Below are 24,040 nucleotides of genomic sequence, written 5' to 3'. Positions count from 1 at the left end.
TACGGTACAGTTCAATTTTTATATTGAAGCTTGCGGTATCGTGCAATAGAAGTTCGTTAGTGGAGTCTTACACACTAGCGGATTTTTTATTTACCCAACAAGCAAACCGAGCGGTACAGTTTTGTTGGCGTAATTTGATTGAGTTTATAGGCGCGCTTGATCTTTCAAGGTTGTTTTTTGCAGCAAAGATCAACAGACCCTCGTTAATTTAGGAATAGTTGTCATGTTATTTACGGGTAAAAGTATAACGTTTTCACCACATGCATTGGCGTTAGCCGTGTCGTTAGCGGTGCTATCTGGATGTACATTGGGCCCAGATTTTACAGTGCCAGAGAGCGGAATTACCCAAACGGCAACTGAGCCTCGGTCTGATTACGGTTACACCGAACAAGCTAGCCAACCAACTCTTGATTGGCAATGGTGGGCGGTATTTAACGACCCAATATTGACGCAATTACAAGCCAAAGCTCAAACCGGAAATTTAGACTTACAAGTTGCGACCAGCCGAATTGCGCAAAGCCGTGCGGCGTTGGGGATCACGGCTGCCGACCAACAACCTAGACTCTCTGCAAACGCAAGTTATGCCCGCGAAGGCAATAGTGAAAATGGCAAGATGGTGGCATTAGGGGCGCCGTCGGAGGCCGAAAATTTTGGACGGCAGGTTTTGATGCCAGTTGGGAGCTTGACCTTTGGGGCCGTGCGCAACGAGCGACAGAAGAAGTTCGCGCCAAATTAGATGTGTCGTTATATCAGCGTGAAGCCATTCGTGTCAGCTTAGCTGCTGAAGTTGCCAAGGCTTATTTGCAATTGCGCAATGCACAAACTCAATTAGCCATTAGCTTAGACAAGCAACAAACCGCTGAGCAGATTGTCGCGTTAATGCAAAGCCGTGAAGACAATGGTGTTGGTACCCATTTTGATACTATTCGTGCTCAAACCGACTTAGCCACATTAACGGCAAGCTTACCTGAGCTCACCATGCGCAGTAATCAATTAATGAATGCCTTGGCATTATTGCTCGGTGAGCAGCCTCGGGCATTAGATGCCATATTAGCGACATCAAATAAACCGATTCAATTGCCGGCAGGTGTGCCAGTTGAGATCCCGTCGGATTTAGCCTCTCGTCGCCCTGATATTCTTGAAGCACAAGCACATTTACACGCAGCCGTTGCCGCAATTGGTGTCGCAGAAACTGATTTTTATCCTCGAGTGACCTTGTCTGGCAGTTTGGGGCTTGAGTCTTTTGAAGGCAGTGACTTACTGGGCTGGGATTCGCGCTCATTTACTGTTGGCCCTAAAGTGTATTTACCTATTTTTTCAGGCGGCAAGTTAACTCAGCAACTTGAGTTAACAAAAGAAAAGCAAAAGAGTTCAGCATTGAGTTATCGCAAAACCGTGTTGGCTGCCTGGCACGAAGTGGATAACGCTATCGATGCGTGGCGTGCACAACAAAGCCAGCAGCATAAATTGTCTATTGCGCACCAATACACTGAGCAAGCGATGAAGATGATTGAGCGCAATTATCAGCAAGGCACCAGTGATCATTTAGCTGTTTTGCAGCAAAAAAAGCAAGTGCTTAACAGCCAAATCCAATTGAATAACAGTACCACTCAAGCCGAAATTGCGGTGGTGAGTTTATATAAAACGCTTGGCGGAGGTTGGGATAACAGCCAACCCGTTACTGAAACTAGCGCAATGCTAATCACAACACCTGGGGAGGTTAAATGAGTACAGCGGTACTTTCTGAACCTGCTGCAGTTGTGCCCAAACGCACCCTTGGCATACCTAATCAGGTATTAGCTGGGCTGTTAGGTATTTTTATTGCGGCAATGATGTCTGGCCTTAATAACCGTGTGGGATCGCTGGGTTTAGCGGATGTGCGCGGCGTGATGGGGCTTAGCATTGACGATGCGTCTTGGTTGCAGACTGCATACGCAATGGGCGAGCTCATTGCGATGCCATTTGCCTCTTGGTTTGCTATCACTTTGTCGGTGAGACGTTTTCATCTGTCGATGGTCTTTGTGTGCGCACTTATTGCGGCTATTTTGCCTTTTATTCAAAACCTAGATGTGTTGATAGGACTTCGCTTTGTTCAGGGCATAAGTAGCGGCGCGTTAATTCCTATTTTGATGATGGCAGCGCTGAAGTTTTTACCCCCTAATATTCGCTTACATGGTTTGGCGTTGTATGCGATGACCGCCACATTTGCGCCTAATTTAGCCGTGTGGTTAACCGGCTTATGGACCGACGGTTTGTCGGACTGGCGCTGGATATATTGGCAAGTGATCCCTTTGTGTGGTTTAGCCGGACTATTTGTTGGCTGGGGCTTACCTAAAGAAGGGGTTAAATACGCCCGCTTTGCACAAGGTAACTGGCTTGGGATGTTTTGCGGCGTGATATCGCTGTTATTACTTACTATCGCACTAGATCAAGGTGTGCGCCTTGATTGGTTTAACTCACCGTTGATTGCCGTGTCGTTAATTGGCGGTGTGATTTTGTTTGGCTGTTACGCCTTGACCGAATGGCACCATGATGCGCCTTTTATTAGACCTCAATTAATGGCACGTAAAAATCTGCTAATCGGCACGATTTTATTAACGTTTTTACTTGTGGTGTTGATGTCTGGGTCGATGTTGCCGTCAAACTACCTTGCGGGGTTACAAGATTATCGGGTGATGCAAATTGCGCCAATTGGGCTGCTAATTGCCTTGCCGCAGCTGGTGTTAGGGTCTGTGGTGGCATTGTTGTTGTACCAAAAGTGGGTCGATTCTCGGGTGATGCTGGCCATTGGGTTAGGCATTATTGCTTTGGCCTGTTTTTCGGGAGCACAACTTACCCCGCAGTGGAATCGCGACCAATTTTTAGTGGCTCAGTTACTGCAAGCCATTGGACAACCTATGGCGGTGGTGTCGATTCTATTTTTAATGACCAGTGTGTTAGACCCAAGTGAAGGCCCTTATTTTTCGGGGGCAATTAACACTTTTAGAGTGTTTGGGTCGCTTATTGGTGGCGCAATAGTGGGCCAATTGCTAACCGTGCGCAGTCGTTTTCATAGCGACATGTTACTTGACCATGCTGGCCTTGTTGATGGGGCCATTCCACAAGCGCTAGACGCATCAACCCTAGGGACAACCGTTGCCCAGCAATCTATGGTGCTGTCGGTAATTGATGCCTATTTAGTGTTGGGGGTACTCGCACTTATTTTGATCCCGCTGGCATTGATGATGACCTACGTGCCGGCACCAGATTTAAGCAAGCAGAATTAAAGGTAACCAACGGCGCTTACACAGCTCTTTGCCCTGCTAGCAGCGTTATTCGGCTTGTTAGCTAAATAACCCGAGCTCGGGATAATAAACGCCTTTCAAACAGTCCTTTGCCCTGCTAACTGCGTCAATTCGCCTTGTTAGCAGAACAAATGACAAGCTTGAAAGTGAGAAGGAGTAACGTGTTGATTTAAATAGCATAAGTTCATCCCTTATCCCGAGCTCAGGTTAAACAAATTTTAAGTTTATATTTTGAAAGTGAGTAATTGAAAATGGCAATATCTAAATCTATCAAAGTTACCGTAGTTGCAAGTTTATTCGTTGTGGCGATTGGCGGTGTGTTTTATCTAAATCAACCAGAATCAGCAAGTGCGACACAGTCGACAGATGATGCGTATATTCAGGCTGATTTTACGATTGTATCCCCACAAATTGCCGGCAAAATAAGCCAGGTTTTAGTGGATGATAATGACGTGGTTAAGCAAGGCGATGTGATTGCCACTATCGACGACCGTGACTTTGTGGCCGCAGTTAACACTGCCAAGGCGCAAGTGGTTAGCGCCCAAGCGAGCATTAAAAGTTTGCAAGCCAAGCTGACTAATCAAGACGCTGTGATTGAGCAGGTGCAGGCAACGTTAGATGCCAATATCTCAACACTTAAATTGGCGCAGTTTAACCTTGAGCGTTATCGCAACCTGGCGGCAGATGGCTCAGGTACCGTGCAGGCGCTGCAAGAAGCGGAAGCGCAAGTGAGTATTCAGCAAGCTAATCTTCGTAAAAACCAAGCGGGTTTGTTGGCGGCTAAACAGGATAAAGATATTCAATACGCCGATATTGATAAAGCGAAGGCTGCATTACTGCAAGCTAATTCGATGCTAGATGTGGCTAATTTGCAGTTGTCTTATACGCAAATTACCGCACCGATTGACGGCATTGTAGGTAAAAAGTCACTACGTGTTGGCAGCTATGTTAATCCAGGGGTGTCGCTATTGGCAGTGGTACCGCTTGATGAGATTTATGTGCATGCCAACTTTAGAGAAACCCAACTTGCCAATGTAAAAGCTGGTCAGGCAGTTGATATTGAAGTCGATGCACTACCGGGCAAAATATTAACAGGCCATGTAGACAGCTTAGCCCCAGCGAGTGGTGTGAGTTACTCCGCCGTTGCGCCTCATAATGCGACAGGTAACTTCACCAAAATTGTTCAGCGTTTACCGGTAAAAATCATCATCGACGCTGATCAGGCCGATGCCGCGCAACTTCGCGTTGGCATGTCAGTGGTCCCCACTATTGATGTGAATAACAGTTAAGCGCTATTGCAGAATTCCATTTTAAGACGATACAAATGAGTGGTGTTTGCTTAAGGCACATCACTCATTTTCGTTACACGCTGTAACAGGTAAAAGCAGATTTAACGGTTGTAGCGTGTAAAGTTTAGTTTGGGCTGCATAGTGTCGTCATTTTTTATTAACATGTAGCTTACCATGTTGCTTCATTTGCACTTGCTGCTGTAGCAGGGTGTTAAATTGTTCAATCCTCAATCCTTCAGCTTTAATCCTCAACCTTTAATAAAAATGAGCTTTTAACTGTATTGCGCTAAGCCATGCTGATGGTTCATTTAACCACAATAAATAGCGTTTATATCCGCTCAGATTAAAACCTTGATCACACTCCTTTGTAAACACAATAACATTAAACTCACATTTACCTTTGAAATGTTATAACGTATCATTGCGTCGTTTTGTTGATATTCAACAAAATCGACACCCTCATAACCATCTATTAAATAATTGATTTAGAGATAATAAATGCAAAAAGAAATGGTTGTAGCCTCGTCACTGTGCGTTGGCTTTTCTCAGCAAACGGTACTTGATGACGTTAATTTTACGGTAGGAAAAGGCGAAGTTTTTGCACTTCTTGGTGGTAATGGTGCAGGAAAATCAACGGCACTAAAAACTTTTTTAGGCACAGTGACTCCTACAAGTGGTACCGCGACAGTAATGGGCATGTCTGTTACAAAAGACATCGATAAAATCCGCAGTAAAGTCGCTTATTTGCCAGAGTCTGTGATGTTATATGGGCATTTAACTGGGGTAGAAAACATAAAATACTTTCTATCTTTAGCTGATATCACCAAGACCGAAGCTCAAATAGAGCAGGCGCTTAAACGTGTTGCATTACAAGAGCCTGCTTGGCATAGAGCTATGTCGAACTACTCTAAGGGAATGCGCCAAAAAACAGCGATTGCATTGGCATTGCTGCGCGAAGCCCCGGTGTTATTTCTCGACGAGCCAACTTCTGGCTTAGATCCTAACGCTATCGACGAATTTAATCGGCTCATTGCCACCTTGGCATCTGAAGGCTCTACCGTTTTTATGGTGACCCACGATGTTTACGGTGCATGCCAAATTGCCCACCGCATCGGTTTATTAGATAACGGCAAAATCGTTGGCATGTTTGAACGTGGTGACAATTCTCATATCGATACCGAGGAAGTTCATTCAGCATTTTCTAAGAGAAATAAACGATGATCGCCATTACTAAAATCACATGGGATGAGTGGCGTTTTTGGCACAGAACTAAACTCGCAGCCACCATTATTGTCATTGGCACACTATTAACCATTGTGTCTGCAATTGTTAATACAGTAGAAATACAAAATACCAAGCATGAGCGTGAGCACATGCAACAATCTTCTGAAGCGAAATTTTTAGAGCAACCTGACCGACATCCTCACCGCATGGTGCATTACGGCCATTATGTATTTCGTTCTCCTTCGCCACTGAGCATTATTGAGCCCGGCGTCGATTCATTTACTGGTACCTCGATTTTTCTTGAAGGTCACCGCCAAAACAGTGCGATGTTTTCTGACCAACGTCAGGCATCGGGTATGACACGCTTTAGTAGTTTAACGCCCAGCTTTTTACTGCAGGTGCTTGTGCCCTTATTTATCATCATGATTGGCTATGCCAGTGTCACAAGAGAAAAAGAAGCCGGTACTCTGAATATTATGATCACTCAAGGCGTCAATTTATGGCACCTAATGATGGGTAAATATTTGGCGTTAGTGAGCAGTGCGTTGTTAATGTTGTTGCCGTTAGTCATTGCGGCTATTTGGGCGACCATTAACGGTGAATCGATAGTGATAACCAGCAGTTTTGTGGCGGGTTATGTTGCTTATATTTTTGTATGGTGTGGCATTGTATTAACGGTATCGGCGTTGAGCCAAAAAAGCAGTGCAAGTTTTGTTACGTTAGCCTGTTTGTGGATTGTGCTGTGTATTTTACTTCCGCGTATTGGTAGCTCAAGTGCGGCCGCTATTGCACCTTCGCAAGGTAAATTGGAAGCCGATTTTGCCGTATTAGAAGAGCTAAGAAAACTTGGTGATGGACACGATACCTCCGACCCAGCATTTGAACAGCTTAAGCAAAACTTATTCGCAAAGTATGACGTCAGCAAAGTCGAAGATTTACCGATTAACTTTCGTGGTGCTGTCGCGCAGTTTTCAGAGAAACAACTGACCGAGTTATTAAATAAGTTTGCTGAAAAGCGCATGCATGAAGAACTTGCCCAAGCCAATATCGCCAGACAATTTGGCTGGTTAACCCCAACAACGGCAATTCGCTCGTTTTCAATGATGATTTCTGGCACCAGCTTAGAGACTCATCATCGCTTTTTACGTGAAGCAGAAAAATTGCGCTTCGACTTTGTTCAGTCGCTCAATAAAGTCCATCAAGACACCCTAAGTTACCAAGCTGATATGAATCGTAATAAAGATGCAGACAGTACAATTTCTGCGCGTGTTGATGCGTCTAATTGGCAAGTCTTGTCTTCATTTTCTTTTACCCCTGACACTGCCGAGACCAGATTAACCCGCAGTCTGCCTTACAGTATTCAATTACTTTTTTGGCTTGGTGCCATTGGGCTTTGCTTGCGACTTGCTGTTAGGAGAATACGCTAATGAATATTATTTCTAACCTGAGCAGAGAAGCAAATTTTCTTGCAAAACAACGCTATGTGTTGATGTTTCTTAGCATTGTGTTTTTTCTTGCTGGGTTTTCAGTGTGGTCTGGTATCAGTGAAACCCAGTCACAAATAACCACGATTGAACGGCTACTTGAAAAGGATGCAATAGATCGAAACCATGTACTCGAAAAACAAGCCGATTATGGCAGTGCTGCTTATTACAGCTTTCATTTAACGTATTCGCCGCCTTCTGATATTGCATTTGCCGCAATGGGGCAGCGCGATATTTACCCCTGGAAGCACCGGATTCGCATGCTGGCATTAGAAGGGCAAATATACGAGACAGATGCTGATAATCCAGAGTTATCATTTTTAGGCAAATTTGATTTTGCGTTTTTAGTCAGCGTATTGCTGCCCCTGTTTGTTATTTTGTTGCTGCATGATATTCGCTCTGCTGAACGCGAAGCTGGTCGCTACGATTTACTGATAACCACTGCCCGAAAACAACAACGTCTGTGGTTATCAAGAGCCGTTGTTTTGTGCTCGGCGTTGGCATTAGCAATATTGATCCCATTTGCGGTTGGCGCTTGGCTTTTTAAAGCATCGTTAACCTCTGTCGGTTTGATGATACTTGTGGTGATTGCGCATCTATTATTTTGGATGTTACTCACACTCGCATTTACCGCTAGCAAAACGGCATCTAAGCAAAGTTCGGCACAAACAGCTTCTGTGCTATTGGCTATTTGGTTGAGTGTAAGCGTGTTGATCCCCGTTACTAGTGATATTGCTATTGAAGAAATGGTCCAAAGCCCTAACGGCGGTGAAATTGTACTTACGCAGCGAGAGTTTGTTAACGGTGCGTGGGATTTACCTTTTGCTGCAACCTGGGAAGCATTCTTGGCTACTCACCCACAATGGCAAGATAGCACCCAAATGGATTCGCAATTTGAATGGAAGTGGTATTACGCTTTTCAACAAGTTGGCGATCAAAAAGCGGAGGCATTATCACAAGCTTACCGTGATGCCACCCTAGAAAAAGACGCTTGGGCGAGCCGTTTGGCCTTTATTTCGCCTCCTATGTTAGCGCAGCGATTGATGTCTTCCATTGCTGAGACCGACACGCAGGCGGCCATGAGATACGAGCAACAAATAAGAGATTATCACCAAGCGTTACGTCAATTTTATTACCCGCTGCTGTTTAATGAAACCGGATATAACGTAGAAAAAATGTCAGATTTACCTCAATTTGCACAACCAATAAATACATCAAAAAATGCTAAGGGCAATAGTTAACCATGAGAAATAATCCTTTAACACAACCAATAAAACCGCTAAGCCTGTGTATCTTTGCAGCCTTATTTTTACCTGCTGTAACTCAGGCTGCTGAAGCGGAAAGCGCAGTTAAAGATGACGTTGAAGTTATTGAAGTGACTGGGATGCGACAAGCTTATCGCGGTAATGTGCAAGAAAAAGATCTGCCACAAGCGATATCATCAATCACATTCGATACCTTAGAGTTTACAGGCATAACCAATTTACAAAACTCGTTAGAACTGGTGAGTGGTGTCACCAGACAGAACGATTTTGGTGGCTTATGGGATATGTTTGCGATCCGTGGTTTTGCCGGAGACGAAAACTTGCCTTCAGCTTATCTTATTAACGGCTTTAGCGCAGGACGAGGCTTTAGCGGAAACCGTGATATGTCTAACGTTGAAGTGATGGAGGTGCTTAAAGGCCCAGGCTCTGCTCTGTATGGCCGTGGTGAGCCTGGCGGAACCGTTAATATCATTACCAAAAAACCTCAGTTTGACCAAAGTGGATATATTAAATTTACCGCAGGAAGCTTTGATACTTATCGTACCGAAGGTGACTTCACGACGGGATTAACTGAGAAGCTCGCATTTAGAATCAATGGTGCTTATGAAGAGGCGGAAAGCTACCGTGATACGGTAGAAAGTACCAAGACCGTACTTACACCGTCATTTTTGTACCAACTTAATGATGACACAACGATTAGCTATGAGCTTGAGTATTTGGATCAAGAAGCGCCAATGGACAGAGGCGTTGTGGTTGTTGATGGTAAAGACTTTTCAGATTCAAACTTTTATGGTGAGCCAGCAGATGATCCGGTAGAAATTGAAGCGCTTGGCCATCAGCTTCAGCTGCAACACAACCTTTCTGGCGACTGGGCTTTCAGCGCAGGGCTAAGCTACCGCACATCATCTTTTGAAGGTAATGCGACTGAAGCACGTTGGTATGATGCAGACGCTAACTATGTTGTTCGTCAACGCCGTTACCGCAATTTTGATGCGGACGATATCTCTGGTCGTTTTGAGTTCAGTGGTTCTGCTGACTTTTTAGGTGTTCAACACAACCTACTGATTGGTGGTGACGCTTATGAGTATGAGCTAGATCGCCTTATTTTACGCTATCGACACAATACCGCCGAAGCCGGTACACCTGAAAGTAGCGCTGACTACTATGCCATCGACTTTGATAATCCAGTTTATCGCGATGAACTGCCTGATATGATCGACAACACATCTGATGTTGAAGAGCAAAGCGGCCAGGGTGTTTACTTTCAAGACCAAATAGACCTGTCTGATAATTGGAAAGCGATGTTCGGTATGCGTTATGATCGCTTTGAACAAGACATGACTTATCGATTAGATAATGACCGTAAAACCAGTACATCAAAATCTTACTTTAACCCGCGCCTAGGCTTAGTTTACGAGTTATCTGATGACGCCCGAGTATATGCAAGCTACTCAGAAGGCGCGCGTCCTAACTCTGGTACCGACGCCGATGGCAATGGTCATGAGCCTGAAGAAAGCAAGTCTTACGAAATTGGCTTAAAGTGGGACATGCCAGAGCAGGGCTTTAGTGGAACAACAGCCCTATTTACCACTGAAAAGTCTAACATTTTGGCCAGCAGCCCAAATGGTGACGGTACAACAGAAGCCATTGGTAAAGCAGAGAGTAAAGGTATTGAGCTTGACCTTTCATACGCGCTTACGCCTGATACTTTAGTGACGCTATCGTATGCTTATATCGATGCACAAAACGCTAAAGAAATCACATTATGGGATTGGTATGTTATTGAAGAGGGCGACCGTTTAGGCAATGTCCCAGAGCACAGCGGTAGCTTGATGGTGCGTCAATTTGCTGAGTTTGGTGGATATGAAGGCAGTGGTGGATTTGTGATTCAATATGTGGGGACCCAATTAGGTGACTTCCTTGAGCAAGATTACGAATTACCTAACTACACACTGGTTAATCTATTTGCCAATGTCACACTCACTGAAAACCTCGACCTTAACCTCAGCGTTAATAATTTACTTGATGAAGAGTATTACGCTAACTCTTACTTTGAAGCGTGGACAATGCCAGGTGCACCACGCGCTTTCAAAGCAAGTGTAAAATACACATTCTAAAACAGTCGCGAGTGATAAGTTAAATGAAGCCGGCGCGAAGAGTATTTCCGCCGGATTTTGTGGACTTAGGGCGATTTAAATTAAGTCAGAATAAATCATAAAGCCCAGCAAGGTGCCCACCACTTGCCTGTGGCTTTTACTCAATCTTAGTGGTGCTCGAAGCTATGATTACGGAAAAACAGTGCCTTTTTTATGCTGCTGCCAAGGTTCAAAAATAGCAGTTTTGAAAGGCTATATCGAGTATATTTTTCAAAAGTCATTCATTCATGGATGCAATAGTATCCAATTTTTGTTTTATTTCGCTATAATGGATATAACTGTATCCACTTGGTCTTTGCGGATGAATTTTACCTTACTTGATGATACCGATGTAAGCCAAGCCTATGCGGCTTATTTGCGGGAGTTACGCCACCAAGCAAAGTTGTCACGAGCAGCGTTAGCTGAGCGAAGCTGCGTACCTGCGGCCACCATTAAAAAATTTGAGCTGACCGGGCAAATATCATTTCGCCAATTGCTGTTGCTTTGGCAGACCCTCGACTCGCTTAGCCGTTTGTACGAGCTCACACAGCCAAGCAAAGAACGCGCCACTATGCCCACGAGTATTGATGAGGTGCTAAAAGATGAGTTTTAAACCCATTCAAAAACTCGCCGTGACTCGCACCTTAAGTTCAGGTGAGCAGCTTGCTGTAGGGGTCTTGGCGCAGAATCGGCAAGGCGTGTTTTTTCAGTATGCAGACAGTTACTTGCAGCAGTTTGGCAATTTATCACCGTTTACTTTGCAAGCGAACGTGCAAGTTCAAGCCGCACCTAGAGCGCCGCACCAAGGTGTACATGGTGTATTTGGAGATTGTTTGCCCGATGGCTGGGGAATGCTGTTACAAGATCGCATTTTCCGTCAAAAGGGCATTTTGCCAAATCAAGTAACGGCGATGGATAGATTGGCTTTTGTGGGTGATAAAGGCATGGGAGCATTGTCTTTTTCTCCGGTGTCTGAGTTTTCAACCACGACGCACGCGGATATTGATTTAGCCACCTTGGGTGTAGAGGCACAAACGCTGTTCGACGCTTCAATGTCAGATTTAATGGATAGCAGCCACGATGAGTTAGATGGACATACGCAACAGATATTGGCCGCATTAGTCGCCGGTGGCAGTTCAGGTGGAGCAAGGCCCAAGGCACAGATTTATATGCCTGCTGGAGAAACTCAGTATTGTCGAACCTTTGCTCAGCCTAGAGATGAAGCATGGCTGATTAAGTTTACCTCTAAAAATCTCGCGCTTGGGCATGAGGAAGGTTTGTGCGAGGCGGTCTATTTACAAATGGCTGAGCAAGCTAAGTGTCAACCGCCGCTATGGCAACTCATTGAAGCACCACCTACTAGCGGTGCGCCTGCGTGGTTAGCGCTTAAGCGTTTTGATTATGTCACTGAACAGGCCGGCTTAGGCAGCAAGCGCAGTGCAGGTCGATTGCATATGCACAGCGCTTGCGGGCTGCTGGATGCAGACTTTAGAACGCCAAGTTTAGATTATATTGACTTGATAAAAGCCAGTCGTCAGTTATGTAAATCACCAGCCGCCGGGCAGCTGCAGTTTCGCCGTGCCATTTTTAACCTGCTGTCGTCTAACCAAGACGACCACAGTAAAAACTGGGCGTTTTTGCAAGCGGATGACGGTCAATGGGATCCTGCACCTTTTTACGATGTTACTTACAGCCCACATCCATTCAACGAACACGCCACTGCATTCTGCGGTTATGGCAAAGCGCCACCGCTAAAGGTGATGCAAAAACTAGCGACCAGTGCTGCTGGCTATGGGAGTTGGCATGAGGCAAAGCAAATCATTGAAGAAGTTGCAGAAGCCATCAGCCAATTTACGTATCTTGCAAAGCAGCAAGGGGTTAGCAAAACCACAATATCTGCCATTGCTAAGACATTAGATCAGCGCAAGCAGGAAAATACAGCGCTTTTTCAATAACAATAAGAAAGGACAACAATGAAGCTCGGTCGTAACGATCCTTGCCATTGTGGCAGTGGTAAAAAATTTAAACGTTGCTGTATGAACAGCGTCGCCAAGCAACATGCCCAAGTCTTTGATGATGTTGAAGCCATGTTGGCAATTAACCCAAAATTGAGCCTTGTTGAACTCAACGCTGCTTTACAACACAAAGTTCAGGATCGCAATAATCAGCCTCATCACGATTGACGTCAACGCAAATGGCCAATTGGCTTTATGCCTCTTTTGATGAATTACAGTGGGTGAGCATCAGCACACCCGACTTTCTTTCTCCCAGCCCTGTGATGCGTTATCTAGGCCTCATTCTTGATGAGGCTATGGCCCAAGAAGGCTCCGTCAAAGCGACCAGTAAAGGTAACTTACCGGCTAAATTAGTCAAACAGGCCAGTGAGTTATTGCCTGAGTTTGCCGTTGCTCAATTCGAACGTGATATAAGCATCAGCGAGTTTGCGGGCAGTAACGAAGACAAATTCAATGCCTTGCATTACACCCGAGTACTTGCCGAAATAAGTGACATTATTTATCGGCGCAGCGGTCGCTACCATGTGAAAAAATCAGCACAAAAACAGTACCAGGCGTTAGGTATACAGGCATTTTTTAAACCTATGCTAGAAGCTGCCATCAGCAAATATAACTGGGGCTATTTGGACAGTTTTGAGTTTGATGTCGACTTGCGAGCCTTTTGGCTGTTTATGCTGTGGCGCATTCAAAGCCACAACAAAGTGGATCAGCTGGTAGAAGAAGTGATGACGGCTTTCCCCGACTTACTACAAGTATTCCCCGCAGATGATTACTTCTCGCCAGAAAGAAACTTAAACAGGCTCATTGAATCACGGTTTATTAAGCGATTTCTACAGTTTTGGGGATTTGTGACCATTGACCCAAGACGTTATATAAACGCTGAACCCCTCGCTAGGGTGGTTCAGGTGCAGCCTTTATTGAAACAAACTTTTCAATTCTCAATAAATACATAGCAAGGTCATCGTGAGCGAATATCAATACTATAAATTCGCGCGTCTGGATGGGTATTTAGACGCTAAGGCGCAACAAGCACTCAGAACCATCTCAAGCCGTGCTGAGATCAGCGCTACTTCCTTTCAGGTGTATTATAACTACGGCGACCTAAAGGCAGAGCCTTTTGAGCTGATGTTAAAATACTTTGATATCGGTTTTTACTATGCCAATTGGGGCTCAATCGATGCCTACATCAAGCTACCAGCCGGAACGCTTCCAGATGCGTTACTCTGCTTTTCAAGCTATGGGCTTCATGTACACGAAAATGATGAGTGGCAACTGCTGATTTTTTCCATCGAGGAGTATTACGATTATTTTGACGATGAAGATGCCGACGGATTTTTCAATAATTTAGCTGCTTTACGCAGTGGGTTAATGCAAGGAGATTGGCGCCTTGTGTACTTTATGTGGCTAAAAGCATTTGATTTTAATGGTGAAGTTGAGAGTGTGCCGTTGATCCAATTCGACTTTGAACACCTCAGTGAAGAGGTTGAGGGGTTTGCGGCACTGTATGATATTCCCTTGGCATTAGTAAAGGCACTCGCCATGGTGCTGAACGAACAACCCAGACACCAAGCAAAACAAACCCAGTTTCAGTTTGATGCGTGGTTGCATAATCTCTCGGAAGCAGAGAAAGACACGCTATTACGCAAGCTGTTTGAGCAAGGCCAGCTAACTCGCCATCAAGCCTTAGCGCTGACGCGAAAAGAACCTGCCAACACAGACGAAATCTATCAGTATTGGTTAACCCCCGAGGTAATTTCTCCTTTTATTGAACAAGCGCAAAGCCAATTACAGCAAGAGCAAGCGGCAGCGCTCGCAAAGAAAATGGCTATTGAAAAAGCGGAAAAAGAAAAGGCGTTGACGGATAGCTATAATCAGCGTGAGCGCTGCTGGCAGCAAGCACAAGAGCAAGCGGATCGAACTTGCGCCAGTGGTTACGATGCGGCATCACGCTATCTGCATCAGCTGTTTGAGGCCTATCAGTTCAAAGCGGATGAAGCTGAGTTTGCACAACGCTTTAAGCGCTTTGTTGTGGCGAATAATAGCCGTAAAGCACTGTTAAATCGACTTAGTGATTTGTTATAAACATTGCCGTTATAGACGGGTCAGATGGTGTTAGTAGAGTAATTTGAAGGGAATATATAAAAAGCCCTGTATTTACAAGCAAATAATAGGGCTTTTAAGGCATTCTTGGACGGGTAAAAAACTATTCAACGTTTTGGATCTGCTCGCGCATTTGCTCAATCAATACTTTTAATTCAACAGCGGCTGAAGTGATTTCTGCACTGATTGATTTTGAGGCTAGGGTGTTTGATTCGCGGTTAAACTCTTGCATCATAAAGTCTAAACGGCGGCCTTCGCTGCCGCCTTTTTTAAGGATGCGGCGAGCTTCAGTTACGTGGGCTTCAAGGCGATCCATTTCTTCGGCAACATCTTGCTTTTGCGCTAGGAGTACCATTTCTTGCTCAATGCGCGAAGGGTCGAGTTCACCTGAGATATCGGCTAAGCGGTTGGTGAGCTTGTCGCGTTGGTATTGCATCACGGTTGGCATGTGTTCGCGCACAATATTAACCTGCTCCATTACGCCATCTAAACGGGTCAATAGCATGTCTTTAATCGCTTCACCTTCACGGCCGCGTGCTTCGATAAACTGATCGATTGCACTGTCGAAGGCTTTCATTAGCTCTGCGCCAATGGCGTCCATGTCTTGCTCGGCTGATGCGAGCACGCCTGGCCAGCGTAATACGTCAGTGAGGCTTAATTCGCCTTGACCGGCTTCTTGCTTTAACCAGTTAGCTGCGCTTAATAATTGCTTTGCTAATGGTTGGTTTAGCTGTAATTCGTTGCTGCTGTTGTCGGCTAGCTCATAACGTAGATTCACTTCTACTTTACCGCGATTTAAGCGTTTACGTAGGCGATCGCGTAAGACAGGTTCAAAGCTGCGAAACTGCTCAGGTAGGCGCAGGTAGGTTTCTAGGTAGCGCTGGTTGACTGAACGAATTTCCCATGAGGCGGTACCCCATTGTGCTTTGTGCTCGATACGAGCGTAGGCTGTCATGCTTTGGATCATGAAGTGTCCTGTTATGTTATTACGCAAATGTGGGTTGATTATAGCCGCTTTAGGTATCGGGATTAAAGGATTAGTGCTGAGATTTGTGCTGTATCTTGGTTGATATCAATCATATGGATACTAAAGTGGGAGAGGTCATATGTTAGCGATGACGAATTGGATGGGTTTGTCGTGGCATCTGGCGGCGCGAACCTCTATAATATGCGCTCAAATCTGATATGAATTCGACTACAGGACTTTTCATGCGCCCAAGTAACCGTACACCAGCTCAAACTCGCCCTATTACTATTACGCGTTCTTTTACTGCACATGCTGAAGGCTCTGTTTTAGTTGAGTTTGGCGACACAAAAGTATTATGTACTGCCAGCTTCACTGAAGGTGTACCACGTTTTCTTAAAGGCCAGGGCCAAGGTTGGGTTACTGCTGAATACGGTATGTTACCGCGTTCAACGCACAGCCGTATGGACCGTGAAGCTGCTCGTGGTAAGCAATCTGGTCGTACTCAAGAAATTCAGCGTTTAATTGGCCGCTCTTTACGTGCAGCTGTTGATATGAAGCTGTTAGGTGAAAACACTATCGTTATCGATTGTGATGTGATTCAAGCTGATGGCGGCACACGTACTGCGGCAATTACTGGTGCTTGTGTTGCATTGGTTGATGCCCTGAACTGGGCTCGTGGTAAAGGCATTATTAAAGCCAACCCTCTTAAGTTTTTAATTGCCGCTGTGAGTGTGGGTATTTACAAAGGCGAAGCGATCAGTGATTTAGAATACATTGAAGACAGCGCTGCTGAAACTGACATGAACGTAGTGATGACTGAAACCGGTAAGATTATTGAAATTCAAGGTACTGCTGAAGGCGAGCCATTCAGCCATGAAGAATTAATTGAACTACTTGGTCTGGCTAAAAACAGTATTCGCGAAATCGTCGATGTGCAAAAAGCCGCATTAAGTTAATATGCTGTTGAAAAATGAGGACCGATTACGGTCCTTTTTTTTAATCCAAAATTTGATTATAGAGGAATAACCGTGAAAGCCTATCAACGCGAATTTATTGAGTTTGCTTTAGCCCGCCAAGTATTACGTTTTGGTGAGTTTACCCTTAAATCTGGCCGTACGAGCCCGTACTTTTTTAACGCTGGATTATTTAATACTGGTAAAGACTTAGCGCGTTTAGGCCGCTTTTATGCCGCTGCGTTAATGGATGCTGGCATTGAGTTCGATTTGTTGTTTGGCCCAGCTTATAAAGGCATTCCGATTGCCACTACGACAGCGGTTGCCTTGTGCGATCATCACGATGTGGATATTCCTTACTGCTTTAATCGCAAAGAGGCTAAAACCCACGGCGAAGGCGGTAATTTAGTCGGCAGTGAGCTCAAAGGTAAAGTGATGCTGGTGGACGATGTGATCACTGCGGGCACAGCTATCCGTGAGTCGATGGAGATTATTAATGCCCACAATGCCCAACTTGCGGGCGTATTGATTGCGCTTGATCGTCAAGAAAAAGGCAAGGGTGAGCTGTCAGCGATTCAAGAAGTTGAGCGTGACTTTGGTTGTCAAATTGTGTCGATTATTAAGCTGGCCGATTTAATCAGTTACTTGTCTGAAAAGCCGGGCATGGAAGCTGAACTGGCTAGCGTTAGTGCTTATCGTGAGCAATATGGTATTTAACCTGAGTAAGGATCAGGTTAAATAGTCCTTTGTCTTTCTCAGGGCGTTGAATGAACTTGCAATAGGCTAGGTTTAAACTGATGCGCTGAAGCTGAAAAATTAAAAAAGCTGCACAATAGTCATATTGATGCAGCTTTTTATTGCACTTTTTGCGGTAATCCGTAATCCGTAATCCGTGTACGCTATTTCACTTGGTGTAAAAACTCAGCACGGGTAGCAGGGTTAGACTTAAAAATACCGCCAAGTGCCGTGGTGGTGGTTGAGCTGGTTGAGTCCATTACCCCACGAGATTTAACGCAGTAATGTACCGCATCCATTTTTACCGCTACGTCTTTGGTTTCAAGCAAGGTTTGCAGCGCCACTAACACTTGTTGGGTTAAACGCTCTTGTACTTGTGGGCGTTGGGAAAAAAAGCGCACGATACGGTTAATTTTAGATAAACCAATAATCTTTGTGCGCGGCAAGTAAGCCACTGTTGCAAAGCCATCGATGGTTACTAAATGATGTTCGCAGGTACTAGTGAGGCTAATATCTTGCACTCGCACCATTTCATCAACGCCCATTTTATTTTCAATGACGGTGATTTTTGGAAAGTTTTCGTAATCAAGCCCCGAGAAGATTTCATCAACATACATTTTTGCAATACGGCGCGGCGTGTCTGCCAGGCTGTCGTCGGTTAAGTCGAGTGACATTAAGGTCAAAATCTCACGCATATGGTGTTCAATTTTAACTTTACGTTGTTCTGGCGTGGAAGTTTTGGGCAGCATTGGGGTTTCTAGCCCACGATCTTTTAGTGCTGCTTGTACTTTAATTGCGGCTTCACTGAGTGCCATATATCCTCCAACGACTCGATATCACTGTTTGTATGAGTGTAGATTAACACCCACTTGGCTGCCCCATAGGGGAAAAGGAGAATAGCGCGATTCACTGTAAATTAATACCGCAGTCAATAAAAAAGCCGATCCTATAGGACCTGGTGACCTTTCAAGGTTGTTTTTGCAACGAATTGTTGGCCATTACTTAAACATGAGCTATAAGGCAGAGACTTTGTCGTGTAGCTATTTATGTGACAGTCTATATCGCAGTAAAAAGGCCAAAAATTCGCTGCCCGAAGGGTTCGGCTAAAAACGTTTTACTCTTTGTTGAATACATTTTGCTTAGGTGACTAGGCATCAATCTATTCGCCTCGATTAAAACGTTTTTAACTCGAACAAAACTCAACCAGCAAAGGTCAACAGGTCCTACTCAAGTATCGGCTTTTGTTGATTAAACGCATAAGCGATCACTACTTAACGTTTAAGTTCTCTTTAATGAACTTAAGCATGATTTCATAATACTTAGCGCGGTTTTCGGCGTTAAAGAAACCATGGCCTTCTTTTCTCCAAATCTCTTTTTGGAAAGGGTAGTTAGCTTGCTCGAGCGCTTTTGCCATTGCTTCGTATTGTTCTATCGGTGCGCGTTCATCTTCTTCACCATGAATTAACAGCACTTTCGCTTTTAGCTTATTGACGTTATGAGTAGGAGACATTGCACGAAGGCGTTGAATATCAGTGCCTAACACTTCTTCTAAGAATGCTCCACCACTGTAAGATTCAGGTACATCTCCGGTTTTATACATTTGCTCTAAATCATACACACCGGCAACACCCACTGCGCACTTAAACATATCTGGCGCTAACATAGGGCTCATGAGTGCTGAGTAACCGCCAAAACTGCCGCCTGAAATACACACTCTGTCTTTGTCGGCATAGCCTTGGTCAATAGCATATTGGGTTGCATCAATAATATCGTATTGAATTTTGCTGCCCCAAGATAAGTAGCCTGACTCTTCAAATGGTGTACCGTATCCTCCAGAACCACGGAAGTTGACTTGCAGTACCGCAATACCATTGTTAGCGAGTAATTGGTTTTCTGAGTTAAATACCCACAAGTCACGCGGACCATGTGGGCCGCCATGAGGATTAACCACAAGCGGCATGTTTTTATGCTCTTTTATGCCGACAGGTAGCGTTAAGTAGCCATGAATGGTCACACCATCACGGTTAGTAAAGCTAATTGGGCGTACTTCTGACATTTCGCTAGGATCTAGCTTTGCGTTTTCAGCAAATAAGAATTTGAGTTTAAGTTTTTTACGGTCAAATAAGTAATAGTCACCCGAGTTTCTATCATTCATCGCCATGACAATAAGCGTATTACCGTCAACGGTTTCGCTGACAATACGAATGCGATGATCTGGAATTGCATCCATTAACTGTCGTAGGGCTTTGGCTTTATCGCTTTTAGTGTCAACAAAGCGATACTCTGGGTAGCCATTTTCAAACTCAACAGCATAAAGGGTATTGGTTTGGTCGCTGACCCATGTCATCAATGGATCGACAACTTCATGCTGGATAATTTTTTTATGTTTAGCTGTTGCTAGTTCGACTTCATAAATTGCGCGAGTTGCACCTTCACCATTTGCCAAAGCGTAAATTGATTTATTGTCTTCAGTGAACGAAAGTGGATAAAAATGGGTGAGTCCGCCTCTAATTTTATCAGCGTCAACCCATTCACCATTTTCGTAATAGAAGAGTTGCTCATTGTTTTTCTTATCATTGGCGAAACTAAAGCGAACATTTTTGTTGTTATCAACAAGAAAGCCCGCATTAGCAACAGGTGATGTCGTTAGGCGTTTGCGCTTACCTGAGTAGACATCGACGCGATAAACTTCTGTATATGCATAATTTTGCCTATTCCAAGGATAAGCCATAACCAGGATATCGTCTTCATTATCCTTTAAGGTATCGAGTACGAATGCACTCGCCTGAATACCGCCATTACTTTTTATTTTGGTACTTGCGGATGTATCACTGTTATAACCAAATAAGTATTTAGATTTGCTGCCATCATAATTTACAGCCAATAACTCGCCATAATAGTCTGATGCTTCGCGTTGAGCGTGTTTATAGAGTTTTTGTAATACTACCCGCTCGTCATTGACCCAATAGTAGCCACCAACTTCTTCATCGCCACTGAATTTGACTGCATAAGTTGGCTTCATTGACTTAAGGTTTAAAATCAATAATGTGCGTTTTTCATCTTCGATTAAGATCACACCGAGATGTTTACCGTCAGGTGAAATTTTAACGCCTGAAAACTCAGAATCAGCACTAAAATCTTTAATTGAAGGTGAGGCGAAGGTGTGGGGGGTGAATAAAATAAACAAACAGCAAGTGAGGTATAAAATGCGCAGCATGAATACAGTCCGTGTAATAAATGTTAAAAATGTAATAGCATTGTATTTTATCTGAGTTTTTGGAGCAAGAGATGCGGATTAATTATTCAATTAGACTAAGCGGATATAGGGAGGAAACTAGAGCTACATACACATTGCATATAGCCCTAATGCTGGCTAACTTCTCAACAGCTGCTGCTGAATAAAGGTCCATTGTTCATCAAAATGTTGAGTGGGCTTTTGTTTAAATTCACTGCGGACAAACTGTGAAATTCTGCCTTCGGCAAACGCTAGTAACAAATTAGCGAGTATGGCTTCATCGAGGTTGAAACCGACGCCTTCGCGTAAGGTTTTTTCTCGCAGAATTTGTTTTATTTGAGTTTCTATTTTGGCAAAGAGTGCGTCGATACGGCTACGTAAACGCTCATTTTCACCTAATAGTGCATCACCGTTTAATACCCGTGAAATACCTGGGTTGCGTTCAGAAAATACCAACAATAGCTGCAGCACGAGCTGGCAGCGGGTCATGGTGTTTTTTTCTTCGTCCATGATGATATTTAATCGCGATAGAATCGCGTCTTCAATAAATTCGATTAAGCCTTCAAACATGCGCGCTTTGCTAGGAAAGTGACGATACAGTGCGGCTTCTGACACCCCCACTTCAGCGGCGAGTTTGGCGGTAGTGATCCGTTGACCAGGGCTGGTCTCGAGCATTTGCGCTAAGCATTGTAAAATATGCTCACGACGGTTTATTTTTGGGCTTTCGGCCATTATGTGTTCCTTGGCTCAGTGACTACTTGAAAAGGTTATTTGGTGCCTGAATGGCCAAATCCGCCTTCTCCACGATCTGAGCTATTAAACTCATCCACTAGGGTAAATTTTGCTTGTACAACAGGGACAAACATTAATTGGGCTAAACGATCGCCAATGTCGAGTGTGAATGGTTTATCACTTCTGTTCCAACATGACACCATAAGTTGCCCTTGGTAATCGGAGTCGATTAAACCGACCAAATTACCCAGCACAATGCCATTTTTATGGCCCATACCTGAGCGCGGTAAAATAACTGCAGCCAGGCTTGGGTCGGCCACGTAAATGGCGATACCTGTTGGAATTAACACGGTTTGACCTGGCTCTATGACCATTGCCGTGTCGGTCATTGCGCGTAAGTCCATACCTGCGCTACCGGGAGTCGCATAAGCTGGCAGCGGGAATTCACTGCCAATACGCGAGTCGAGAATTTTTAGTTCAATGGGTGTTTTCATGATTTTTTTAGTTGTTGTTCTATCAATGTAAGTAATTGGCGTGCCAGTGTGAGTTTATCTGTTGCGGGCAGTTGTTGGCTGCCGTCTTGCCAAAATACTTGTAGTGCATTGCTATCGGCATTAAAGCCTAAGCCTTGAATAGAGACATCGTTAGCGGCAATCATATCCAGCTTTTTACGCTGAAGCTTGCCACGAGCGTATTGCTCTACATCGTTCGTTTCAGCAGCAAAACCAACGGTGAAAGGTCGCGCGGTGTGCTGAGCTACCGTGGCTAAGATATCAGGATTACGCACCAGCGCAAGCTGCATTTCTTCGGCCGATTTTTTAATTTTTTGATCGGCGACATCGGCAATTCGATAGTCTGCTACTGCGGCGCAACCGATAAAAATATCATGTTGTTCAACTTGTTGCATTACGGCGTCGAGCATTTGTTGTGCAGAGTCAACATCAATGCGCTTAACGCCAACTGGTGTGACAAGGTTAACTGGCCCCGAAACAAGTGTCACTTCTGCGCCCATTTCTGCTGCAGCTTGTGCCAGAGCAAAGCCCATTTTGCCAGAGCTGTGGTTGGATATATAACGCACCGGGTCAATGGCCTCACGGGTTGGCCCTGCGGTGAGTAATAATTTATGCCCTTGTAAAGACTTTGGTCCAAAAAATTGCACCAGTTGCTCAGCTATGGCGACGGGCTCTTGCATGCGGCCTGGGCCAACTTCACCACAGGCTTGGTTACCTGAGGCAGGCTGCCAAATGGTTAAGCCTTTGCGAGCTAGATTGGCCATGTTCTCTTGAGTGGCGATGTTTTGATACATCTGTTGGTTCATGGCTGGGCACACAATGATTGGCGCGCTAGTGGCTAAACATGTGGTAGTGAGTAGCTCGTCGGCCATGCCGGCATTAATGCGAGCCATCAAGTTTGCGGTAGCAGGAGCAAGTATGACTACGTCTGCCCAGCGTGCCAGCTCAATATGGCCCATTGCGGCTTCTGCTGCAGGATCGAGTAAATCAGAAGCCACCGGATGGCCTGAAAGCGCCTGAATGGTTAATGGTGTAATAAACTCCATGGCGCTTTGGGTCATGATGACACGCACATCTGCGCCACGTTCTTTTAAGCGACGAATTAGATCGGCGCTTTTGTATGCGGCAATACCGCCGCCAATTCCGAGTAGTACTTTTTTATTTGTCAGCATGTTGTGCATTATCCGCCTTAAATCTCATTGCGGCTAACAATATCACAAACCTATGACAAGTTGCGTGGATCCAATCTCAAAAATATCGACCATACTGTGTAACTGATTTTAGAGAGTGTCATTCACTCTGAGGGTGTCACTCATTTATAGGGTGTTTTTAAAACACAACAACTCAGTATTGGCGTAGTGGTAGCGAATTTGTGCAACTGGATTCGTCGGTGTTATGACGTCTCACAGTTAACAAGGAGTTTGCATGGGGATTAAAGATTGGCCTCAAGGAGAAGGGCCACGTGAAAAGCTATTACTTAATGGTGCAGGGCAATTGTCTGATGCAGAATTATTAGCGGTGATTTTACGCAATGGTTTAGCAGGCCAAAATGCCGTGGATTTAGCCCGTAACATGATAAATCAGTTTGGCGGTTTACGCAGTTTGTTAAGTGCTTCTAAGAGCCAGGTGTGCCAATTGGCTGGGGTTGGGCCGGTAAAATATGCTCAATTACAGGCTGCGGCCGAAATTTCTAAGCGAATTGCGCATGAAAATCTACAAAGAGGGCAAATTTTGACAAATCCTGATTTAACTCGGGACTATTTAATGAGACAATTAGCAGACCGATCCTATGAAGTGTTCGCCTTACTATTGTTGGATACCCAACATAGAGTCATTCAATTTGTAGAATTATTTCGTGGCACCATCGATTCAGCTTCTGTTTATCCTCGCGAGGTTATTAGCCTTGTTTTGGAGAAAAAAGCAGCGGCGGTGATAGTGTGTCACAATCACCCGTCTGGCATTGCTGAGCCAAGTCAGGCTGATCGGCGAATAACTGAGCGAATAAAAAATGCATTGGCAACCATAGATGTTTCTTTGTTAGATCATATGGTTGTAGGTGATCAGGAGATAGTCTCCTTTGCCGAGCGAGGATGGATTGTATAAACACTGC

The 24,040-nt window shown here is 44.6% G+C and carries 20 protein-coding genes and 1 pseudogene; 15 read left to right on the top strand and 6 right to left on the bottom strand.

What is annotated here, in order from left to right; genetic code table 11:
- Positions 1–223 precede the first annotated feature (223 nt).
- The 12 genes and pseudogenes from IEY48_RS20420 to IEY48_RS09210 all read left to right on the top strand — a co-directional run bounded on the left by IEY48_RS20420 (position 224) and on the right by IEY48_RS09210 (position 14,778).
- On the top strand, positions 224–736 hold the full coding sequence (locus IEY48_RS20420; RefSeq protein WP_229786376.1) for an outer membrane factor lipoprotein domain-containing protein: 513 nt from the start codon (positions 224–226) through the stop codon (positions 734–736).
- Complete coding sequence (locus IEY48_RS09260) at positions 622–1,728, top strand: efflux transporter outer membrane subunit (protein ID WP_229786377.1); 1,107 nt, start codon at positions 622–624, stop codon at positions 1,726–1,728. The genes IEY48_RS20420 and IEY48_RS09260 overlap by 115 nt, the downstream gene beginning before the upstream one ends.
- Positions 1,725–3,266, top strand: a complete 1,542-nt coding sequence (locus IEY48_RS09255) for an MFS transporter (RefSeq protein WP_188919552.1) — start codon at positions 1,725–1,727, stop codon at positions 3,264–3,266. Before IEY48_RS09260 ends, IEY48_RS09255 begins: the two co-directional genes overlap by 4 nt.
- Positions 3,267–3,535: 269 nt before the next feature.
- Positions 3,536–4,573, top strand: coding sequence for an HlyD family secretion protein (locus IEY48_RS09250; RefSeq protein WP_188919550.1), 1,038 nt, complete (start codon positions 3,536–3,538; stop codon positions 4,571–4,573).
- 498 nt (positions 4,574–5,071) lie between these two features.
- Positions 5,072–5,794 (top strand): ABC transporter ATP-binding protein, encoded by a 723-nt coding sequence (locus tag IEY48_RS09245; protein ID WP_188919548.1) that lies wholly within the window; start codon positions 5,072–5,074, stop codon positions 5,792–5,794.
- Complete coding sequence (locus IEY48_RS09240; protein ID WP_188919546.1) at positions 5,791–7,224, top strand: ABC transporter permease; 1,434 nt, start codon at positions 5,791–5,793, stop codon at positions 7,222–7,224. Before IEY48_RS09245 ends, IEY48_RS09240 begins: the two co-directional genes overlap by 4 nt.
- A complete protein-coding gene (locus IEY48_RS09235; protein WP_188919544.1) occupies positions 7,224–8,522 on the top strand; it encodes a DUF3526 domain-containing protein in 1,299 nt (432 codons plus the stop codon). The genes IEY48_RS09240 and IEY48_RS09235 overlap by 1 nt, the downstream gene beginning before the upstream one ends.
- Positions 8,523–8,524: 2 nt before the next feature.
- Positions 8,525–10,663: a TonB-dependent siderophore receptor gene (locus IEY48_RS09230; protein ID WP_188919541.1), complete on the top strand. Its 2,139-nt coding sequence runs from the start codon at positions 8,525–8,527 to the stop codon at positions 10,661–10,663.
- Positions 10,664–11,003: 340 nt separating this feature from the next.
- Entirely contained in the window at positions 11,004–11,294 is a 291-nt protein-coding gene (locus tag IEY48_RS09225) for a helix-turn-helix domain-containing protein (protein WP_188919539.1), read from the top strand.
- Positions 11,284–12,636, top strand: a complete 1,353-nt coding sequence (locus IEY48_RS09220; RefSeq protein WP_188919537.1) for a type II toxin-antitoxin system HipA family toxin — start codon at positions 11,284–11,286, stop codon at positions 12,634–12,636. Before IEY48_RS09225 ends, IEY48_RS09220 begins: the two co-directional genes overlap by 11 nt.
- Positions 12,637–12,654: 18 nt before the next feature.
- Positions 12,655–13,649 (top strand): annotated as a pseudogene (locus tag IEY48_RS09215) (YecA family protein).
- Positions 13,650–13,659: 10 nt separating this feature from the next.
- Positions 13,660–14,778 (top strand): hypothetical protein, encoded by a 1,119-nt coding sequence (locus IEY48_RS09210; RefSeq protein ID WP_188919535.1) that lies wholly within the window; start codon positions 13,660–13,662, stop codon positions 14,776–14,778.
- Positions 14,779–14,899: 121 nt separating this feature from the next.
- On the opposite strand, the gene IEY48_RS09205 is transcribed toward IEY48_RS09210, so the two are convergent.
- The gene (locus IEY48_RS09205; RefSeq protein WP_188919534.1) at positions 14,900–15,763 is read right to left on the bottom strand and encodes a YicC/YloC family endoribonuclease; all 864 of its coding nucleotides are present in this window, start codon (positions 15,761–15,763) and stop codon (positions 14,900–14,902) included.
- 242 nt (positions 15,764–16,005) lie between these two features.
- Between IEY48_RS09205 and rph the strand changes: the two genes are divergently transcribed.
- Together rph and pyrE are read left to right on the top strand one after the other, a co-directional pair.
- Entirely contained in the window at positions 16,006–16,719 is a 714-nt protein-coding gene (rph, locus tag IEY48_RS09200; protein WP_160054452.1) for a ribonuclease PH, read from the top strand.
- A gap of 72 nt (positions 16,720–16,791) precedes the next feature.
- Complete coding sequence (gene pyrE / locus IEY48_RS09195; protein ID WP_188919531.1) at positions 16,792–17,433, top strand: orotate phosphoribosyltransferase; 642 nt, start codon at positions 16,792–16,794, stop codon at positions 17,431–17,433.
- 182 nt (positions 17,434–17,615) lie between these two features.
- Here pyrE and folE read toward each other — a convergent pair whose 3' ends face one another.
- From folE to coaBC, 5 genes are all read right to left on the bottom strand, one after another.
- Positions 17,616–18,266, bottom strand: a complete 651-nt coding sequence (folE, locus tag IEY48_RS09190; protein WP_101088524.1) for a GTP cyclohydrolase I FolE — start codon at positions 18,264–18,266, stop codon at positions 17,616–17,618.
- A 452-nt stretch (positions 18,267–18,718) separates the two neighbouring features.
- The gene (locus tag IEY48_RS09185) at positions 18,719–20,668 is read right to left on the bottom strand and encodes an alpha/beta hydrolase family protein (protein ID WP_188919529.1); all 1,950 of its coding nucleotides are present in this window, start codon (positions 20,666–20,668) and stop codon (positions 18,719–18,721) included.
- A gap of 156 nt (positions 20,669–20,824) precedes the next feature.
- A complete protein-coding gene (gene slmA / locus IEY48_RS09180) occupies positions 20,825–21,418 on the bottom strand; it encodes a nucleoid occlusion factor SlmA (protein WP_188919527.1) in 594 nt (197 codons plus the stop codon).
- A 35-nt stretch (positions 21,419–21,453) separates the two neighbouring features.
- Positions 21,454–21,912, bottom strand: coding sequence for a dUTP diphosphatase (gene dut / locus IEY48_RS09175; RefSeq protein ID WP_188919525.1), 459 nt, complete (start codon positions 21,910–21,912; stop codon positions 21,454–21,456).
- Positions 21,909–23,102, bottom strand: a complete 1,194-nt coding sequence (gene coaBC / locus IEY48_RS09170) for a bifunctional phosphopantothenoylcysteine decarboxylase/phosphopantothenate--cysteine ligase CoaBC (RefSeq protein WP_373293720.1) — start codon at positions 23,100–23,102, stop codon at positions 21,909–21,911. The genes dut and coaBC overlap by 4 nt, the downstream gene beginning before the upstream one ends.
- Positions 23,103–23,355: 253 nt before the next feature.
- Between coaBC and radC the strand changes: the two genes are divergently transcribed.
- The gene (radC, locus tag IEY48_RS09165) at positions 23,356–24,033 is read left to right on the top strand and encodes a RadC family protein (protein WP_188919513.1); all 678 of its coding nucleotides are present in this window, start codon (positions 23,356–23,358) and stop codon (positions 24,031–24,033) included.
- Positions 24,034–24,040 lie beyond the last annotated feature (7 nt).

The organism is Shewanella saliphila, from assembly GCF_014648295.1.
GTDB classification, from domain to species: Bacteria; Pseudomonadota; Gammaproteobacteria; order Enterobacterales; family Shewanellaceae; genus Shewanella; species Shewanella saliphila.
This window is presented reverse-complemented; position numbering and strand designations above follow the sequence as displayed.

Excerpts from the sequence above, each read along its gene's own strand:
- IEY48_RS09220 (WP_188919537.1), top strand. The coding sequence starts at position 11,284 with ATGAGTTTTAAACCCATTCAAAAACTCGCCGTGACTCGCACCTTAAGT.
- IEY48_RS09230 (WP_188919541.1), top strand. The coding sequence starts at position 8,525 with ATGAGAAATAATCCTTTAACACAACCAATAAAACCGCTAAGCCTGTGT.
- IEY48_RS09225 (WP_188919539.1), top strand. The coding sequence starts at position 11,004 with ATGAATTTTACCTTACTTGATGATACCGATGTAAGCCAAGCCTATGCG.
- IEY48_RS09250 (WP_188919550.1), top strand. The coding sequence starts at position 3,536 with ATGGCAATATCTAAATCTATCAAAGTTACCGTAGTTGCAAGTTTATTC.
- IEY48_RS09235 (WP_188919544.1), top strand. The coding sequence starts at position 7,224 with ATGAATATTATTTCTAACCTGAGCAGAGAAGCAAATTTTCTTGCAAAA.
- IEY48_RS09255 (WP_188919552.1), top strand. The coding sequence starts at position 1,725 with ATGAGTACAGCGGTACTTTCTGAACCTGCTGCAGTTGTGCCCAAACGC.
- IEY48_RS09240 (WP_188919546.1), top strand. The coding sequence starts at position 5,791 with ATGATCGCCATTACTAAAATCACATGGGATGAGTGGCGTTTTTGGCAC.
- radC (WP_188919513.1), top strand. The coding sequence starts at position 23,356 with ATGGGGATTAAAGATTGGCCTCAAGGAGAAGGGCCACGTGAAAAGCTA.
- IEY48_RS09205 (WP_188919534.1), bottom strand. The coding sequence starts at position 15,763 with ATGATCCAAAGCATGACAGCCTACGCTCGTATCGAGCACAAAGCACAA.
- IEY48_RS09185 (WP_188919529.1), bottom strand. The coding sequence starts at position 20,668 with ATGCTGCGCATTTTATACCTCACTTGCTGTTTGTTTATTTTATTCACC.
- coaBC (WP_373293720.1), bottom strand. The coding sequence starts at position 23,102 with ATGCTGACAAATAAAAAAGTACTACTCGGAATTGGCGGCGGTATTGCC.
- dut (WP_188919525.1), bottom strand. The coding sequence starts at position 21,912 with ATGAAAACACCCATTGAACTAAAAATTCTCGACTCGCGTATTGGCAGT.
- IEY48_RS20420 (WP_229786376.1), top strand. The coding sequence starts at position 224 with ATGTTATTTACGGGTAAAAGTATAACGTTTTCACCACATGCATTGGCG.
- rph (WP_160054452.1), top strand. The coding sequence starts at position 16,006 with ATGCGCCCAAGTAACCGTACACCAGCTCAAACTCGCCCTATTACTATT.
- slmA (WP_188919527.1), bottom strand. The coding sequence starts at position 21,418 with ATGGCCGAAAGCCCAAAAATAAACCGTCGTGAGCATATTTTACAATGC.
- folE (WP_101088524.1), bottom strand. The coding sequence starts at position 18,266 with ATGGCACTCAGTGAAGCCGCAATTAAAGTACAAGCAGCACTAAAAGAT.
- IEY48_RS09245 (WP_188919548.1), top strand. The coding sequence starts at position 5,072 with ATGCAAAAAGAAATGGTTGTAGCCTCGTCACTGTGCGTTGGCTTTTCT.